Annotated in this window: 19 protein-coding genes; 10 read left to right on the plus strand and 9 right to left on the minus strand. The window is 44.5% G+C overall.

The window, feature by feature from the left end; genetic code table 11:
* The first annotated feature begins 261 nt into the window (after positions 1-261).
* Both MN202_RS09505 and MN202_RS09510 read left to right on the plus strand, forming a co-directional pair.
* Positions 262-1,338 (plus strand): hypothetical protein, encoded by a 1,077-nt coding sequence (locus tag MN202_RS09505; RefSeq protein ID WP_335735878.1) that lies wholly within the window; start codon positions 262-264, stop codon positions 1,336-1,338.
* A gap of 11 nt (positions 1,339-1,349) precedes the next feature.
* Positions 1,350-3,458 (plus strand): hypothetical protein, encoded by a 2,109-nt coding sequence (locus MN202_RS09510; RefSeq protein WP_335735879.1) that lies wholly within the window; start codon positions 1,350-1,352, stop codon positions 3,456-3,458.
* A 160-nt stretch (positions 3,459-3,618) separates the two neighbouring features.
* Here MN202_RS09510 and MN202_RS09515 read toward each other — a convergent pair whose 3' ends face one another.
* The 5 genes from MN202_RS09515 to MN202_RS09535 all read right to left on the minus strand — a co-directional run bounded on the left by MN202_RS09515 (position 3,619) and on the right by MN202_RS09535 (position 6,257).
* Positions 3,619-3,906, minus strand: coding sequence for a HigA family addiction module antitoxin (locus tag MN202_RS09515; RefSeq protein ID WP_335735880.1), 288 nt, complete (start codon positions 3,904-3,906; stop codon positions 3,619-3,621).
* A 194-nt stretch (positions 3,907-4,100) separates the two neighbouring features.
* Complete coding sequence (locus tag MN202_RS09520; protein WP_335735881.1) at positions 4,101-4,376, minus strand: Txe/YoeB family addiction module toxin; 276 nt, start codon at positions 4,374-4,376, stop codon at positions 4,101-4,103.
* Positions 4,357-4,653, minus strand: coding sequence for a type II toxin-antitoxin system Phd/YefM family antitoxin (locus tag MN202_RS09525; RefSeq protein ID WP_335735882.1), 297 nt, complete (start codon positions 4,651-4,653; stop codon positions 4,357-4,359). The genes MN202_RS09520 and MN202_RS09525 overlap by 20 nt, the downstream gene beginning before the upstream one ends.
* A gap of 283 nt (positions 4,654-4,936) precedes the next feature.
* A complete protein-coding gene (locus MN202_RS09530) occupies positions 4,937-5,098 on the minus strand; it encodes an SRPBCC family protein (RefSeq protein ID WP_418334239.1) in 162 nt (53 codons plus the stop codon).
* Entirely contained in the window at positions 5,082-6,257 is a 1,176-nt protein-coding gene (locus tag MN202_RS09535; RefSeq protein WP_335735883.1) for a serine hydrolase domain-containing protein, read from the minus strand. Before MN202_RS09535 ends, MN202_RS09530 begins: the two co-directional genes overlap by 17 nt.
* Before the next feature lie 202 nt (positions 6,258-6,459).
* On the opposite strand from MN202_RS09535, the gene MN202_RS09540 reads away from it, so the two are divergent.
* The 4 genes from MN202_RS09540 to MN202_RS09555 are packed head-to-tail and all read left to right on the plus strand — an operon-like array spanning position 6,460 to position 9,718.
* The gene (locus tag MN202_RS09540; RefSeq protein ID WP_335735884.1) at positions 6,460-7,293 is read left to right on the plus strand and encodes a MipA/OmpV family protein; all 834 of its coding nucleotides are present in this window, start codon (positions 6,460-6,462) and stop codon (positions 7,291-7,293) included.
* Between the two features lie 9 nt (positions 7,294-7,302).
* Entirely contained in the window at positions 7,303-7,692 is a 390-nt protein-coding gene (locus tag MN202_RS09545; RefSeq protein ID WP_335735885.1) for a DUF3019 domain-containing protein, read from the plus strand.
* 8 nt (positions 7,693-7,700) lie between these two features.
* Positions 7,701-8,396: a response regulator transcription factor gene (locus MN202_RS09550; RefSeq protein WP_335735886.1), complete on the plus strand. Its 696-nt coding sequence runs from the start codon at positions 7,701-7,703 to the stop codon at positions 8,394-8,396.
* Complete coding sequence (locus tag MN202_RS09555; RefSeq protein WP_335735887.1) at positions 8,396-9,718, plus strand: ATP-binding protein; 1,323 nt, start codon at positions 8,396-8,398, stop codon at positions 9,716-9,718. Before MN202_RS09550 ends, MN202_RS09555 begins: the two co-directional genes overlap by 1 nt.
* A 108-nt stretch (positions 9,719-9,826) precedes the next feature.
* On the opposite strand, the gene MN202_RS09560 is transcribed toward MN202_RS09555, so the two are convergent.
* Positions 9,827-10,063, minus strand: a complete 237-nt coding sequence (locus MN202_RS09560) for a hypothetical protein (RefSeq protein WP_335735888.1) — start codon at positions 10,061-10,063, stop codon at positions 9,827-9,829.
* On the opposite strand from MN202_RS09560, the gene MN202_RS09565 reads away from it, so the two are divergent.
* On the plus strand, positions 10,062-10,730 hold the full coding sequence (locus MN202_RS09565) for a hypothetical protein (RefSeq protein WP_335735889.1): 669 nt from the start codon (positions 10,062-10,064) through the stop codon (positions 10,728-10,730). The genes MN202_RS09560 and MN202_RS09565 overlap by 2 nt on opposite strands.
* Before the next feature lie 124 nt (positions 10,731-10,854).
* Here the strand turns inward: MN202_RS09565 and MN202_RS09570 are convergent, their stop codons facing one another.
* From MN202_RS09570 to MN202_RS09580, 3 genes are all read right to left on the minus strand, one after another.
* A complete protein-coding gene (locus MN202_RS09570; protein ID WP_335735890.1) occupies positions 10,855-11,454 on the minus strand; it encodes a hypothetical protein in 600 nt (199 codons plus the stop codon).
* Positions 11,455-11,467: 13 nt separating this feature from the next.
* A complete protein-coding gene (locus MN202_RS09575) occupies positions 11,468-13,093 on the minus strand; it encodes a hypothetical protein (protein ID WP_335735891.1) in 1,626 nt (541 codons plus the stop codon).
* A gap of 493 nt (positions 13,094-13,586) precedes the next feature.
* On the minus strand, positions 13,587-14,039 hold the full coding sequence (locus tag MN202_RS09580; protein ID WP_335735892.1) for an SRPBCC family protein: 453 nt from the start codon (positions 14,037-14,039) through the stop codon (positions 13,587-13,589).
* Between the two features lie 161 nt (positions 14,040-14,200).
* Between MN202_RS09580 and MN202_RS09585 the strand changes: the two genes are divergently transcribed.
* The 3 genes from MN202_RS09585 to MN202_RS09595 all read left to right on the plus strand — a co-directional run bounded on the left by MN202_RS09585 (position 14,201) and on the right by MN202_RS09595 (position 16,700).
* On the plus strand, positions 14,201-14,356 hold the full coding sequence (locus tag MN202_RS09585; protein ID WP_335735893.1) for a hypothetical protein: 156 nt from the start codon (positions 14,201-14,203) through the stop codon (positions 14,354-14,356).
* 174 nt (positions 14,357-14,530) lie between these two features.
* On the plus strand, positions 14,531-15,151 hold the full coding sequence (locus MN202_RS09590; RefSeq protein ID WP_335735894.1) for a LysE family translocator: 621 nt from the start codon (positions 14,531-14,533) through the stop codon (positions 15,149-15,151).
* 214 nt (positions 15,152-15,365) lie between these two features.
* Positions 15,366-16,700 (plus strand): DUF1566 domain-containing protein, encoded by a 1,335-nt coding sequence (locus MN202_RS09595; RefSeq protein ID WP_335735895.1) that lies wholly within the window; start codon positions 15,366-15,368, stop codon positions 16,698-16,700.
* The last annotated feature ends 54 nt before the right edge of the window (positions 16,701-16,754 follow it).

A 16,754-nucleotide genomic window follows, 5' to 3' on the forward strand; every position in this document is an offset into this window, starting at 1 on the left:
CAAGAAGTGTTAAATCGAGCAAACTTAAGTATCCCGTTAAAAAGAAAAATGCCGGTCAGCTTAACTGACCGGCATTAGGGCTTGCCCGGCTTTTTTTAGTCTGCTTAGAGCGGATGGTTGACACATATGTGAGTCCTATTCGTCTGTATATTTAAATTCGATCTTAGTCTGACGATATCCAATAACAACAGGGCCTATTGAAGAGTGAATTTTTCTAGGGTATAAAGAAATTAATAGTTTCGGAACGGAAATTCAATAAGCATGGATGTAAACATTCCTCGTAATTGTTCCATTAATTTTTTACAGAAAAAATTTAATTTCAGTAACGAATTCAAAATTATAATTTCGAAAGAATCTAGCTTCTCTCTTGGGGCAGAAGGCTTTTTCATTTCGATTATAAATCTACTTTGTAAGAGAAATTTGCTGAGTTCAGTAAGGCTTTACTTGGCTGAATATGACATTGAAACGCATGGCATAAATAGCGATTCTTCTCTAGTTTCAGCCTACTTTTTAGCGATATGTCTTCAAGGAGTGGATATTGAAGATCGTTATGGAAAGAAAGTCACCGATTTGGTTCAGTCAAAAATTGACTTGCTAGTGAAGGCAGAAGAAGGAGTATTTGAACGATCAACAGAGCAATTTTTGTATGCTCTTGATCCCTATTATACTCATCCGCCCAAGTTGCTTTCTGAAAATGAGGAACCCTCTGAGGAAAGCTTCAAAGATCTATTGAAAAAGAGAATTGAGAATAGCTTTGTAAGTAACACGTCTTCAGATCAGAAACGTATTTTTCAAATTACAGAAAAGATTAACTTGTACGTTTTTCTTAAAGAAATTTGGGAAAATACAGTGCATCACGGAAGAACTGCAAGCAGAGGATTGCGTTACATCAAATTATCAAAGATAATTTTCGTCAACGAAGAAGGATTGAAAAAATCAAGATTTCCTACAGCAATAGAGGCTTATATTCTTCATAACATGTCTCAAAATAGAAAAAGATTTATTGTAATAGACATAGTAGATTCAGGCGAAGGTATATATAGAGAGTTGTTAAGAAAGTCTTTTAATAAAAATATTATTGAAGTTGTATCTAGCGCTTTTGAAGAAGGGGTAACCTCAAAAATAGCAAGATCGTCAATTAGGAGAGGGTTAGGACTATCAACAGCGTTAAAATGTGCTGCTGATTTAGAAGCTTTGCTTATTATGACAACATCTGGCACTTTAGCGACAAATTATTCTTTAACAGAAAACAAGATTTTAAACACTGTTCTAGTAAATCAAATCGATCAGGAAATGATCTATTCTTCGACTTCTGTTTCCCTAGTAATCCCAACTTGATTTGGTGTAATATGGAAAGTCTCGTTTTAAATTGTATTGGTAATAAATCTCCGGGAATTGTTGATACACTGATATCATCTCAAGTTGATACTGTCGGCAAGGCGATTACAAATTGTTATTTGTTAGTAACTGAAATTGATTTTTTAAATAATCTAAAAGACTCTGAGCACGACATAGTTAGGCAGAAGTTCATTTCTCGTTTGTGTGATGCTTCGCTTTTCATTATTTATTATTGTTCTGATGAGAATGATTATATAATGTTTGATGTGAGGGGTGACGGTGTTTTCAGAATTGATTGCGAACAAAAACGACTTGTAGAAGTTAGACAAAATGATTTGCTAAGAATATCGGAAAGGCATTCTGAGCAGAGCTATCTTAAATCTACTGGTCAGTACCATTTTGCAACTCCATCACACAAACACACGAATGTTTTTTTTAGACTAGGAGATTCAATTCAGAATAAAGATGAGTTAGACAGGATTGCATTTTGGCTTTTACAACAGGTAGAAAGCTCGGACTTTATACTAATCGACTCATGGTCAATTGCGGCTTTACCACTCAGAGCTATGCAGTTGATAGGTAAGGTAATTCCTTTTGAAGCATTGCCTGCTCATCCGGCCAAAAAGAAGCGAGAATGTTATTCTCTATTGAAGTCTAATTCCCGATTAATCTCTCAATCTAACTCTCCGCTGTTGATTGTAAGTGTAGTGAGCAGCGGCTCATTAATTCAAAACTTTACAAATATTGTAAAGTCTATTTCTTTTAAAGCTAACTTCAGCGCTTTAGCAGTCTACTCTTTTGAAGAGAAAGATTATTCATTGTGTAAGCTGGCTCATGAAGTTCGCAATTATGATTTCAATGATTGCGAGCACTGTAAATCTGGTAGTAAAGCCATTGAAATACATCCAAGCGCTTACTATATAAAGGATATGAGAGACGCTGGCGTTTGCCTTAAAAAGGCTTTAGCTGAAGGCAACAGAGCTTTTTTCGACAAGTACTCTAAGAATCTGGATGATTTGCTATTTTTTCACAAAGGTGATCCTGATAAAAATCAGAAACATTATGCTTATTTTATTGATTACACCAAGTTGCTATCGTTAGAGCAATTTAGACAGCAAATCGAAACGTTGACAAAAGTCTCTATCGCTGAAAAAGCGACAATAGTTTGTTTGAGAGTTGACTATTTAGTTGAATATTTGAAGGAAATAAAAGATTGTAATGTTATTGAACTTGGTGCTCCTAGTCATATAGAAAGTCCAGAGAATATAAAAATTCTTTTATCTTCAAATCAAATTGTAGTGTACGAATCAACGGTGATCAATGGTGAATTTTTAACATTAATTAATACTCGCATAAGAGAAAATAATAGCTTGGCTGGGAAAGTATCCGATTTACTGTTTCTGACAGGTTTGTTTAGGCCAAGTTCTAAATCTATTGAGCAGAGACTTAATAGGTCTTTAGCTTACAAAGATCCAAAAGTGATTAGAAATTTTAAGTATATTGAAATGGTAGTGCTACCTGATCCAAAAATGGGAGAGTGCCCTTGGTGTGTCGAGCGAAACTCTTTAAAAGATGTATTGAAGCCTAGCTTCATGAAGACAGGTATACTTGATTTGAGGCTAGAGTTACTTAGTAGTTTAGAGTGTGGGATTAGGGGCTCAGATGCTTTGTTTCATTTTAATGAAAGCACTAAGAATATTTGTCTAGGTAATGAATCATATTTAGCTCCTATGGGAACATCTATAGCAGGAGTTGTCGCCGCGGTAGCTTCCGGAGTTCAATTGCTGAGAGAAAATTCAGACGAAAAAAATAGATTGGCCCCTAGATTTCCTTATATTCAATCGCTTAGTTTAGATAACTTTACTAATTTTGATGAAGGGCTAATAAGGGCAGCTTTTATTCGTGTGGCAACTTCCATAGAATTTGGCATGATTGAAAAGGAAAAAATTATTCAATATTTAATTAGTCAGATGGGTCGTGATAATCAAGAGTTAATGGTCTCCGAGTATTTTTTGGCTATGATTTGTGGAAAATTTCCAGCAAACAGTCATTTACCTGATGAAATTGCTCAAAAGGTTAGAATGGCTGGCCCAACTATTAAAGAGTATTTAGGTTTGTAGTCATATTGGAAATTGAATCGAAATAAATAGGCAGAGTCATTGATTTTCTTGTCATAAAATTATTAGCTTAATGCTTTGCATTTTCACCTTTTTCAGTAAAACCAGTGAAAATGCGGTCAGGGACTTTGAGCCTTTTAACAGATTAGGCTGCTGATACAAGCTAAACGCTGCATAACCGCTGTAGCTTTGAAGTATCTATTTTCTGTCTTGCATGCCACAGTTCATAAGCATCCTGCATACCGATCCAGACCAGCTCTGAGCTGCCAATAACTGCTGCGAGGCGAATCGCCATTTCCGGTGAAACATCGGATTTGCCGCTAATCAGCCTTTGCACTGTTGAGGGCGCGACATCTAATGCCGATGCCAGCTTACGGGCGCTGACATCAAGTGCTTCCATGGTTTCTTTAATCAACTCACCCGGATGCGGTGGGTTATACATAGTGGCCATTAGTGATAATTTTCTTCGGATGGTGCGTTATACGCAGCGTAGCAGGGTGGTGCGTATGGCGCAACATACGCTTGAGAATGGAGTTGCAGCATTTTTAGATTAAATTAGCCCAGACCCTTTTCCCGGCTTTTAACGGCAAAACGAAGCAAAACGAAGCAAAAAATGCTGCATTTGTAGCTTTTCTTGCTTCGTTTTTAATAATGAAACCGACACTGCGCTATTACCAGATAACCATCTATGTAGGTGTAAACCAAGCGGTGCTCGCGGTCTATCCGGCGTGAGTAAAAGCCGGCGAAGTCACCCACTAACCGTTCTGGTTTGCCTTTACCCTCCAGTGGTGCGCGCATGGCTTCTTTGATCAGCTCATCAATACGGGCGCTTAGCTTTTTGTTGTACTGCTTAAAATATTGGTAGTCATCCCAGGCGTGTGCATCAAAGGCAACGCCGGGTTTAGTTAGTTTCTTGCTCATCTAAAAAGGCTTCCTTCACCTCGAAGGCGCCAGCTTTAATGCGTGCTACCGATTCCCGCAAACGGTTTGCATTATTCGGTGTACTGAGTAAGTACAGCGTTTCCTGCATGGCGTTGTAATCTTCCTGAGAAATCATCACAACGTTACCAGAGCGCTGGTTTGTCACTAACGTCGGTTCGTGAGTATCCAGTACAGTATCGATAACCGCCTTAAAGTTAGCCCGTGCTTCACTAACAGTAAGAATGTTCATATTCGGTTTGGCTCTCATTTTCAACATACCGTTCTTTAACTGTCACATCTGAAACGGAATACAGGGATGGTACCAATGTTTGTACAATTTGACAATGCAAGTGTACAAACTTAAGTACTAAGTTTCGCAATATGAACAAATGCAGTGTAAGGCAGTTAGATGAGGTCATATTTTACTAAGAGCGTCTTTTTGCGAGGCTTAACACCCACTTACCGCAGCAGAAAGTTAGTATGGTCAAAGCGGGGGAAGGGGAGCTACCGGCCAGACATGTGGCCGGTTAAGCTGTAGCTGGCTGATACAGCCGAAGGTTTTACGCTTGATCCGGTATTTCCGGCTCGGTTAACAAGGCCAGCAACTGCAGCGATTCCTGCCAGTCGGCATAGCAAAACTCCAGCGGTATCGCATCGGGTATACCGCTTTGCTCAATAGTCAGCTCAGTGCCACTTAACCCGGTGTTATTGGGTGAGTTCACTGATCACTTTTTGATATAACGCGTTATGCGCGTCATCGCAGGCTTGATAACCGTTGCAGTTGACCAACATCGCCACAGTCGTTTTTGTGTCCGGTATGTAGAAGTTGTAAGTTGCATAACCCAGTTCCCGGCCACCATGATGGATCACCTGTTTACCATTGATGGTTTCTTTAAATAAACCATAGCTGTATAACAGGCTACCAAGACCGGTACTAATAAAGCTGGTGTCGCTCATCAATAACTGATGGATGCTGTGGCTGAATTGTTTACCCTCAACAATAAATTTCAGTAGGAGAGCCATATCTTCGGCGTTACCGACCACAGGTGCATCGGCCACACCGATATTTTGATAATATTGCCGCGTGTTCACTACAGCGTCTGCCGTGTGAAAGTAACCCGGCACGATGGAGCCGTAACTTTTTTCCAGGCCACCGTAACTCAGACTATGCAAGCCTAAAGGTTCGAAAATTTGCTTGCGCATTGCTTGAGAGTGATGGGTGCCGAGAACCTTATCCAAGACAAGCCCCGTTAAAATATATCCGGTATTTGAATAACTCCAGCCTTGACCGGGGGCAAAATTGGCTGGCTGATCCAAGGCGAATTGTAGGGCGAACACATCGGTTTTTATGCTATCCGGCTCCGCAACTACTGCGTCATAAAATGCACCATTGGAATCGTTTAAATAATCAAATAAGCCGGCGCTGTGTTGTAGCATTTGTCTGATTGTCATACTGGCAGCGTTGTCGATTCTGCTAGTCATTTCAGCAGGCAGATAGTTGCTGATACTTTGGTCTAAATCAAGTTTTTGCTGCTCCACCAGCATCGCAGCCAGTAAAGCTGTCAGCTTTTTACCGGCACTGCCATTTGGGATCCGGGCATCTATCGGCATTGGTGTTTTATCGTTGAGATCAGCCATTCCGGCCGCACCGTAAAAATAAAATTGCGGTGACTCAATATAAAGCACCACACCTGGTATTTCGCCGTCGGCTGCTGCATTGAGTAAAGCCTGATAATCAAATGGTTCAGAAAGGAGGTCATTGTTGGTTTTATGCTCTGAACCACAACCGGTAATTGCCAGCGCTAAACTGCCAATAATCATGCCAGAAAAAAGATTGTTCACTTTCATGTTGATGTCCCGTGGTGATGAAGAAGCACTCACTTTATCGGGTAGTACGGTTGCGGGTTGTATCAGTTTCTAAACGGCTGTGTCAGCTTGTATCAAGCTGTGTCTCATCAATAAATCTATGATTAACTTTGGTTTTAATGATACAGATTGATACATTTTTCTATATCCTGATACGGCTAAACTTGTACTGCCTCGATAAGCTAGACGCAAATTAACCACCAGAAGAAATTGCAAAATGAAACACTACTTCCTAACACCACTTTTATTATGCAGCACAGTGAGCTTGGCGAATGAGCCAACATCCGACACATCCTGGTATGATTTTCTGCTGCAGAAACGCGATGGCGGCGGTTTTTTTTCAGCCGGTATTGTGGTTCAAAATAGTCGGGGCTTGTATCAGTCTGAAGACTTCAAAATACGGCCTGAGCTAAAGGGCGCATATTATTTTAACAATGGTTTATTTATTGAATTTCCTGGTAGAGCGGACAAGTTCGACAACCAATTTGCCATGGGTTACAACCTGGGCACTACCGGAAACTGGGAGTTTGATGTTTTACTGTCGATGGCGCATGGAGGCTTAATCTACACAAGTGCACAAGGCAGCTTTAAAAAAGAACCCAGCCCCTATTGGGGGCTAAGGGCCATAGGTACGATTGCCGGGCTTGATACAATGTTGATGTATGGTACCAACAGCAACAAGATGGACTACAGCAATGGGCTGTACGGTGCGGCCTGGCTCGGTAAAAGTTGGAATATTAACAACTGGCACCTTTACAGCTCGGTAGGGGCGCAGTATCGAAACGCTGCCATGTTAGATTTCTACTATGGTATACCCGATAACCAAGCAGGCGTGCCAGCGTATGATGCAAAAGGGGGCGTTAACTTAATTTATAAAGCAGGATTTAAAAAGCCGCTTAATGAAAATTGGCTGGTTGAGGGTAACTTTAGCATGACACGCTATGCCGATAGCATCATAGATAGCCCTTATTCACAGTCTATTCTGCAGGGCGATGAAAAGCGCAGCGAGAACGGCAGAACATTCAGTTTATCAATTAGTTATGTTTTTTAAGGGTGACCAATGAAGATAAGCATATTATCAGGCCTGGTCATTGCACTGGCTTTAATGAATCACTCCGGCGTGGCGGCTGAACAAAGTCCGGCAGCAGGTTTTACTGTGTCACCAAAACAATGCACCACGTTAAAACAGGGCGATATCTGCTACCTGAATTTACAGGTGTCCTGGCAACAGGCATCACAGCAGAACTATTGCTTGTTCGCCGATGAACAAAAATTGCACTGTTGGGATAGTGTGCAACAAGGGCAATGGCAGCAAGATTTCGCGATGCAACAGGATTTAGTGCTCACGTTGCAAACTTCGGATAGGCAGGTACTGCATAATCAAACGATAAGGTATGCTTGGATGTACAAGAAAAACAACAGTAAGGCGATGCGCTGGCGCATGTTTTGAGCTTAGGCATGATCACAATTGCATTGGTAGAAGACGATAAAGAGCTGGCCGAGTGGATTTCAGATTACCTGTTAGCGAAAAACTATCAGGTAAGCATTTACCATGATGGCCAGCAAGCTTTAAATGCGTTCAATAGTGCCTTACCGGATCTCATCATCCTTGATGGTATGTTGCCATCAATGGATGGTCTCGAGATATGCAAACAGTTACGAATGCGATCAGGTGTTCCTATTATTATGCTTACGGCTCGTGATGAAGAAATCGATGAAATTCTCGGACTGGAAATGGGCGCCGATGACTATATTACCAAACCGGTGCGCGGGCGTTTACTAGAGAGCCGTATTAAGTCACTGCTGCGCAGGACCAAGGTGGCTGTCACGTCTGTGGCTCCAGAGCAAATTGCACTGGGCGCTTTAGAAATCTGCAAATCTGACCTATCAGTGCATTTGCACGGCGTGTCGATGAAGCTCTCGAGTAAAGAATTTGAAGTGCTTTGGCTACTGGCCCAAAATGCCGGCCGGGTCGTCAGTCGTGAAATATTAAGCCAACAACTGCGGGGTTTTGATTACGATGGTTTTGACCGGACTATAGACTTACGCATTTCCAGGCTGCGCAAAAAGCTGTTGGATGATGCCACTGAACCCTACAAAATAAAAACCATTTGGGGGAAAGGATATTTGTTGGCAACAGAGGTGTGGCAATAATGTGGCGCTTTGTGCTTGCCCTGCTGTTGGTGGTGATTGTTGGCAGTATCGTGTTGGGGCAACTGTTTGATGCCTTGATCCAACAACAAAACGAGCACAGGCTTAGTAACGAGCAGCAACATTTGCTAAGCCAGGTCGTGCTGATCCAAAGCGCCCTCAAATCGGGTATCGAGCCAGAGCAGTTATCCGGATGGTTTGCCTCGGCCTCCGATGCTTCCCCGGTGCAGAATAAACTGCAATTCGAGCTGCAGTCATTAAAGGACTACCCGTTACCCGATGCACTAATGAAACAAATTTATGCCGATAAATCGGTATTTCTGGAATCAAAGGAAGGACTCACCGCTTATACGCTTATCGATGCACAAACGGTGTTACTGGTGACTCGTGCCAGCGAGCCAGTCACCGGGGTAATAGATAATCCCTGGCTACTGACTGCCGGGTTTTACAGCATTTTGCTTGGCCTGTTGCTGATTTTTTTGGCGCCCTTTCTCATCCGTTTGGCGAAGCTGCGTACTGCGGCTATTGCTTTTGGTGATGGCAAGTTAGATATCCGCTTAACAGTAGGCTCTTTTTGGTACCTCAAAGAAATTGAGCAGGCATTTAACCAGATGACTGAACGGCTTGTGCGCTTGATACAGGATAATCAGTTGTTGTCTGCAGGTTTGTCACATGAATTACGCACACCACTTGCCAGAGTGAGAATGGGGCTGGATACACTTTGCGAAACAGCAGATCCAAATTTAAGAAGCCAGTACGAAGTCCGGGTTAATCAAAACCTCGATGATATGGAGGACTTAATCAACGCTTTACTTCATTTTTCCCGCCTGCAACATTCACTCGATAGTACGGCGAAATCCAGGATAGATTTAAAGCCGCTGGTACTGCAACACCTGGAAAAAGCGAATGACCCGCGCCTGGAGCTGATAACAGGGCCAGAAAATTACTGGATTTGGGCAGATGAACGTCATGTCAGCTTAATACTGAGCAATCTGCTCACCAACGCATTAACATACTGTCGGGACAAAGTGCAGCTGACACTGTCCGATTCAACTAGCCACTTTATACTGTGTATTAGTGACGATGGTGCAGGTATTCCTGCTCAGGATGCGGACAAAGTGTTCCAACCTTTTGTCAGACTAGCCGGAAAAACCACAGGCCATAAATCAGGATTCGGTATAGGCCTGGCATTGGTCGAACGTATTACCAAATGGCTGGGTGGCGACGTGAAAGTAGTCAGCTGCCAGAACCTGAAAGGCGCAAGTTTTGTGGTTAGATTTCCCCATCATCCACCAAGTAAATTGGGTCAGGTACAAATAACTTAAGATTGTCAGATGACAATTTGCGTTGCTAATCAAAGGTGCAAAGACTGAAACATCAGGGGAAGAACATCAGCACCTAACCTTAGTGCTGTGATTTATTAACGCTACAATTTAATTTCTTCTGGCAATACCACCGCAATTAAAGTTTGCGGTATAAGTATTTTCAGGCACATAGGAGTGACCAATGCGAATTTTTTTAGCTGCGGGTTTATTTTTATTAGCAGGTTGTGTGTCAATGCAGCCAAGTGTTCCGCCACCGCAAAACACCATTAAGCGTTTTTCGATAAGTACGCAATTTCCGACCTTGCCTTCTGGCTCACGGTTAATTCCTGATACGCATTTTGCCATGATCTTTGCTGACAATGCGGCAACCTTACTTGTGCCTGTGCCTTTTGTCGGCGAGGCAGTAAGCGGCGCTATTAACTCCAGCAAAAGTGAATCTTATAAAGCGCACTATGTTGGTATTGATCTATTGCAGCTGGCTGAAACAGCTTTTAGCAGCAGCGAGTTTTTTAGCCATGAGCCACAAAAAACGCAGTTGTTTCCGGTGGCTTATGTTCAGGAATCGTTCGACGATGTGTTTCGGATCTCGTTAGCAATTGAAGTTGATTCCAATACCTGGGTTGGCCGGTATTTGTATCATGTCCCCACGCATATTCCGGTTAGTGATATTAAAAACCCCAGTACCTTAGAAGTTGAAACGCTGAAAGCGGAATTAGCCACAGGCATGCAAAAGCTTGCTGAATTGATAGCGCGTGACGTGCGGGGAGAGCTTAAATCAACCGGCAAAACCGTCGATTTTGGCAGCTATTACATCTATGGCAGTAAATTCGGCGGTTTAGTTACGCCTTCAATAATGCATCTTCCCGATGGTGAGTTGATAGAAGAAGGTGATGACTATGTCATATTCAGGCACAGCGGTGACCCCAGCGTGGCAGGAAATGCCGGCGCATTACTGTTTGGCGTGCACTATTTTAGAAAGGACCAATTACACACCTTTAACGTCAGCGAATAGCGCAGTTAGCCGCGTTTAACTGTTGAAAAGTGGCATGCTACCCACGGTGTACAGCCACTATTGGACTGCCGCGCTAAGGGGATTGGCTAAACAATCCCCTTGGTTCGAGCGGATATTACAGCGACTAATTACCTTCGGGCAGAATAGTTTCCTGTGCCGGTAGGACAATAACAGCGTCGGTTTTGTTGCCGGCATTGTTCTTAGACGGTTTCTGGGCTTTGGCAGCTGGTTCACCTACCTGCACTATTGCCGCAATCGCGCGGCTTGACGTTTGCTCTTCAGTAGTAATTGTTATGTGAAGTTGCAGATAAAAACGACCTTCCTCTGTGATATTTAATGTAACCGGCAGCTGGTACTCAGCATCAGGTTGCAAGGCAAACTCAAAATGGCGGTCATTTGACACGATTTCAGCACCTTCAGCGGAGCTGACATCAACGGTCATAGTGCCTGCGTCACTGGACGACACCAGGGTGAGCGACAGATCATGCAGCCCCGGAGCGGCAATAAATAAGACTGCAGAGTTTTTAAGCTGCACTGCTGCGCCGGGTTTGCCAGGCGAGCGTGTTGCCTGGCTTTTATTGCTATCTGCCGCTGCACTAGTGTTGGCAATTGGTTGCCCGCTGTTATCACTTACTGCGTAGGCACAGCTATAAAGGCTTGCCGCTAAAACAATAGCAATGGCAACAGGATGGCGAATATAACTAAAAACTTGATTGTTTATCATGACAAGCTCCAGATTAATCAATACGCTGTGCGCTTACGTTAAAACACGCAGTAATTTCGTCGTTGTTCTGTGAGTCTGCCAATCGAAAATCGACGACTTCAATCACGTAGGTATCTTGCTGCAAAAACTGTTCTAATGTTTCCTCGTCTACCAGTGAGCTTTCACCCAGACCGACAAGCTGCCCCTTACGATGCAGATAGATGTCAGGGTCGGAGTCACCGGAGTCGGCACTGGTTTCTTGTACGCTAATCCGATAAGTGGCGGCAGAGGCCACATCGATGCGCAAAAATTGCGTCACACCCAATTTATTGTAAGTGCCAAACCGGTTTGTGTTGCACACCGTTGTAGGCGTTGTATCGTCAGCAAGTATTTTATATACCGGCAGATTTGCCGCGTAGCCACCATCATTTGTTTCGTCTGTGGCAAAAGCATCCGTTGCCTGAATATTTTGCTCCATCAGTAATTCACTAAAAGTGATAACCTGATTTGGTTGCTGGTCTTTCAACGCATCATAAAACGTAAAAATAGATGTCATGGCTGAACTGGCGACAAAACTATCCGAACTAAGTACGCTGAATACCGGCGTAAAATCCCGGGCTGTTTTGCCATTACTACTGGTATAGAAGTTATACAGCACCGACAGTATTGAGGCCTCTGAATACCAGCCCCGTATAGCATGATCGTTGCGACTGACGTTTACTACAAACCCTGCTTTTTGCTCAGAGCCGTTGGTATCACTATAGACAGGTTCGTCTAACATCATCGCTGAAAACGCACTGGCAACAGCTTCTGACATAGCGACACGAAAATCGACTTTTGCGTCTAAAGGATGGTCGCCACCAATACTGTCTGAGCGTGAAAAGTGTGCCTCAACGTAGTGGCCGAATTCATGTAGTACCACGTTGCGGTCGTATTCATCGGTGTCGTTGTTTTCGTCTCCCAATATATATAAGCGGGTGCCGCTGAAAAAGCTGGTACCGATTTCACCGAGAGTTGTGTCGCCGTTGGCTGTGTTATTTTTACTGCTCCAGGCGATTTCAAGCGCAGGAAAGTCTTTACTATTGGCTGCTGCATTCATGCGCTGGGCAGCTAATAACACCGCATCCAGTATGGCAAAAGGTGCGGCTACCCTTGGTTCGGTATAGCCTGCGCCGGTCCAGCCAGATCCAGCGTGTAAATTACGTACTGCTGTGGCTTCAGTTGCCGCAGTTAAACTTCCTTCCATGACATAAAGCGCATCGTCACTGGTATTGTCGATAACCTTAAAATCCCAGCCTGGTGATTGCGTTTTCAACAGCTGCGCCTGGACGCGTACTTTTACCATAGCATCGCGCTGGATTTCAGCACTGTAATGCCCGGTGTTATCTGAAGTCGCTGTCGCTAACACCACATTATTAGCATCGAGCAATTCAATACTTAAACCCCGTCCGGGTTTGGTTGTGGTGGCAGAATAATTTAAGCCTAAACCATTGCTGTTATGCGGGACGAAGTCATAGCTTACCTTGCCGCTTATGCTAACGTTTGCTGACAGTGGGGGCGGGGCTGTGCTCTTGTCTTTACTGCCGCCACAACTAAACAAAACCGCGCAGCAACAGAACACTACCGCACGAAGGCTCCATGCACTTAGCTTATAATCCATGATGATGTTGACTCCCAATACAATGAAGGTCGTAGCGCCCCGCTAAAGGGCTGTTCAGGAGGCAATCCCTGACAGATAGCCCCGGATATTTTTAATGATGTTGTAGCTACAAAGATATTTAGAATCAGGGAAACATTTAATGCTAAATGTACTGATTCTCTGCAGAGTACTGATTTGATATTGGTTTTTTGTTCTGGTTTTATAGCCTGGTACTTTGACAGCCACAGTGCATTCCCTGACTTATGCCCAAAACAATCGTTCCTAAAAATAGCATATATTGCGACTTGAACAGCGTGTACAACATGAATAATTTTTCTTCAATACTGTATGCGATAGCAAAGATCGCGCATTCAAAATATAAGCTACTTTACAGTGAGTTAAATTACCTATTATCTGCCGGTTTATCAATCGGATAATACGCATTCTGCAGCGTTTATCGGGGCTTTGTTTGCAACTTGTTATTTGTTTTGGTAACGCCAGCTATGCGCAACTGCTAAGGCTGATCAGGAATTTCTGGCTCGGTCAGCAGAGCCAATAACTGCAAGGATTCCTGCCAGCCGGCATAACAAAACTCCAGCGGTATCGCATCGGGTATGCCGCTTTGTTCAATCGTCAGCTCAGTGCCGCACAACACTGGCTTTAGTTTTATCGTAACCTGCATTTGGCCGGGCAGGTTAGGGTCGTCAAACTGGTCGTTGTAACGAATAAGCTTGTTAGGTTTTAGTTCCAGATAGGTGCCACCGAAGCTGTGGCTCTGGCCGGTATTAAAATTGGTAAAACTCATCTTGTAACCACCACCGACCCGCGCATCCATACTGTGAACCTTGCCGGTAAAGCCATGCGGTGGACACCATTTGGCTAACGCATCGGCGTCTAAAAAGGCGCGGTACAACCGCTCTGGTGTAGCTTTTAGTACCCGGTGTAGTGTTACGGTATTAGCTGGCATAACAAATCTCCTGTGTTAAACGCATTAGTTTGACGTATCACAGCTTAGTCGAAACAGCAGGTAGGGTTTCGACAGCTGGGGCGATTTTATTTGCCGCTGATATTCTGTCTCTGTAAGTAACGCATTTATACTTGCACCGAGCACTAAGGTTGGAGGTAATTATGACGGAACCGATGACTTATCCCGAAGATAAACAGAATGGCCATAAAGATTGGCCGCAAGCTGTGCGTGAGTTGGCAGGCAGTTGGCAGGAGTTTCCGCAGCAGGAAGAGCCGCGTAACGGGCAAGGCAAAGATAAGCCGCGAGAGCCGCTATGATTTTTGGGCTAAATCCTTTAAATAGCGTTCTTACTTTGCCTGCTTACCATTGCAATAAAACCTCTTTGTGAAGAATTTTGCCACTGCGCCGGATTGACTAAAAACCCTGCCCAAACCTATTGCTGGCGCTGATACAACAAGCCAGAATGGCGCTACTTTGCTGTTGAGGTGGTTATGGTTAATCTGGCGTTGCTGGGCGCGTTTATCCCAACGTTTTTATTTGTTTCGGTAACCCCGGGTATGTGTATGACCCTGGCGATGACGCTGGGCATGAGCCAGGGCGTGCGCCGTACGTTGTGGATGATGTGGGGCGAAATGCTCGGCGTGGCGCTGGTAGCGATACTGGCGGTATGCGGTGTGGCGGCGATAATGCTGCAGTTTCCGGCGCTGTTTCAGTGGTTTAAAATAGCCGGCGCCTGCTATCTGGGCTATGTCGGTGTGCAAATGTGGCGCGCCAAAGGCAAACTGGCGCTGCCACAGCCGGGAGAGTTACCGGCCAGACTGGCGCGGCGTACCCTGTTTAGCCAGGGCTTTATTACTGCGGTGTCTAACCCCAAAGGCTGGGCCTTTCATATGGCGCTGCTGCCGCCTTTTATCGACAGCCAACTGGCATTCTGGCCACAGCTGCTGGTGCTGGTAGTTATTATTATCTTATTGGAATTTGGCTCTATGCTGCTGTACGCCAGTGGCGGCAAAGCATTGGCGCTGTTTTTCGGCAAAGCCAACCGGGTACAGTACTTAAACCGCATCGGCGCCAGCCTGATGTTTGGCGTGGCGCTATGGATGCTGTTGTGATCCTAACTGCCTTATTCCCGCATGATGTTAAACCGTCTCTTGTTTGATCTTACCTTACTCATTTTGCACTTTATTTCGCAAATATTGGATTCCATTTGGGGATGAATGGTTTTTAATGATGCAAATATGTGTATAAAGGTTAACTGTGAGTCGTTAGTAATGTCGCTTTAGCAATGCTAAAGAGAGAACCCGGTAAAAGGATTGGAGGTTTAACTTGGATAAAGTAGCAGTGATACATGGCTGTGTGGTGGCTAGAGCGACAATTGCCGCAGTATTTAGTGTGCTATTGGCCGCTTGCGGTGGCGATTCTGAACCTCAGTCTTTTACTGTAAGTGTAACGGCAGGTAATGGCGGCTCGGTGAGCCCGGCCAGTCGAAGTGTACAAAGCGGCGAGAAAGCGTCGTTTACCGTTACAGCTGAACCGGGGTACGGCATTGCCAGTGTTAATGGTTGTGGTGGTGCTTTAACAGGTAATACCTATGTAACCAGCGCTATTACTGCTGCCTGCAGTGTCAGCGCCAGTTTTAATGTCACCCTTCCAGCACCGCAAAACCTAATGGTAACAAAAGCGAATGGCCAACTCAGCTTTAGCTGGGACACGGTCGTGGATGCCACGGGCTACAACCTGTACTACGACTTAGAGGCTAATATCAACCCGGTAAATTACTCAACCACCAACACAGGTGTTCTGGTGCAAAATGTTACCAGCCCTTACACATTGACTGGGTTAGATAACGGCGTGGTTTATTATGCAGTTGTCACCGCCGTGGTGGGCACAGCAGAAAGTATTGCCAGCACCGAAGTGGCAGCATTTCCCGAGGAACCTTTTGTCGCAATTGGCGGATTAAATGATACCGGCATTAGCTTATGCGCCGACAATGATAATAACAACCTCGATTGCCCGGTTGCTGGCTTTACTGGAAGTGATGCTGAGCATGGCCGCGATGCCCAAGCACGTGCCGGCAATTTAGTTAAAATTGGCGGCGGTGAGGCCGGGTTTGATTTCAGCAAAATCGGCAGCAATGGCCAGGTATTGGCAACACAAAACATTGCGTGGGACGACAATGGTAGTGAAGCAGCTGGCAGCAAATGGAGCTGTGTGCGTGACAACGTTACCGGTTTGATGTGGGAAGTTAAAGTTAATGACGGCGGCTTGCATGATAAAGCACATACCTACAGCTGGTATAACGCCGATGCCAGCAGTAATGGCGGGGATGCAGGCGTGCAAAACGGCGGCCAGTGCAGTGGTTCAGAGTGTGATACTGCCGGCTTTGTGCTGGCGGTTAATCAGCAGGGGTTATGCGGTGCCAAAGATTGGCGCATGCCAACAGAGTTGGAGTTATTGGGTATAGTGCACAATGGCAGAGAAAATCCGGCAATTGATATCGGTTATTTTCCCAATACGCCATCCACATCATTTTGGTCTTCGTTACCCACGGCGATCGATAGCGATGACGCTGGCAGTGTAGGATTTAATAGTGGCTCTTTTTCCCGCTTCTCGGAGAAAAGTAGTAGTGGCTCTGTGCGGTTGGTGCGAGCTGCGCAGTAAGGCAGTGATTTGCACGGAAGTGAATTGAACTGCCTAATCTATAACTCGATTATG

This window comes from Rheinheimera muenzenbergensis, assembly GCF_036984005.1.
In the GTDB taxonomy this organism is placed as follows: domain Bacteria; phylum Pseudomonadota; class Gammaproteobacteria; order Enterobacterales; family Alteromonadaceae; genus Alishewanella; species Alishewanella muenzenbergensis.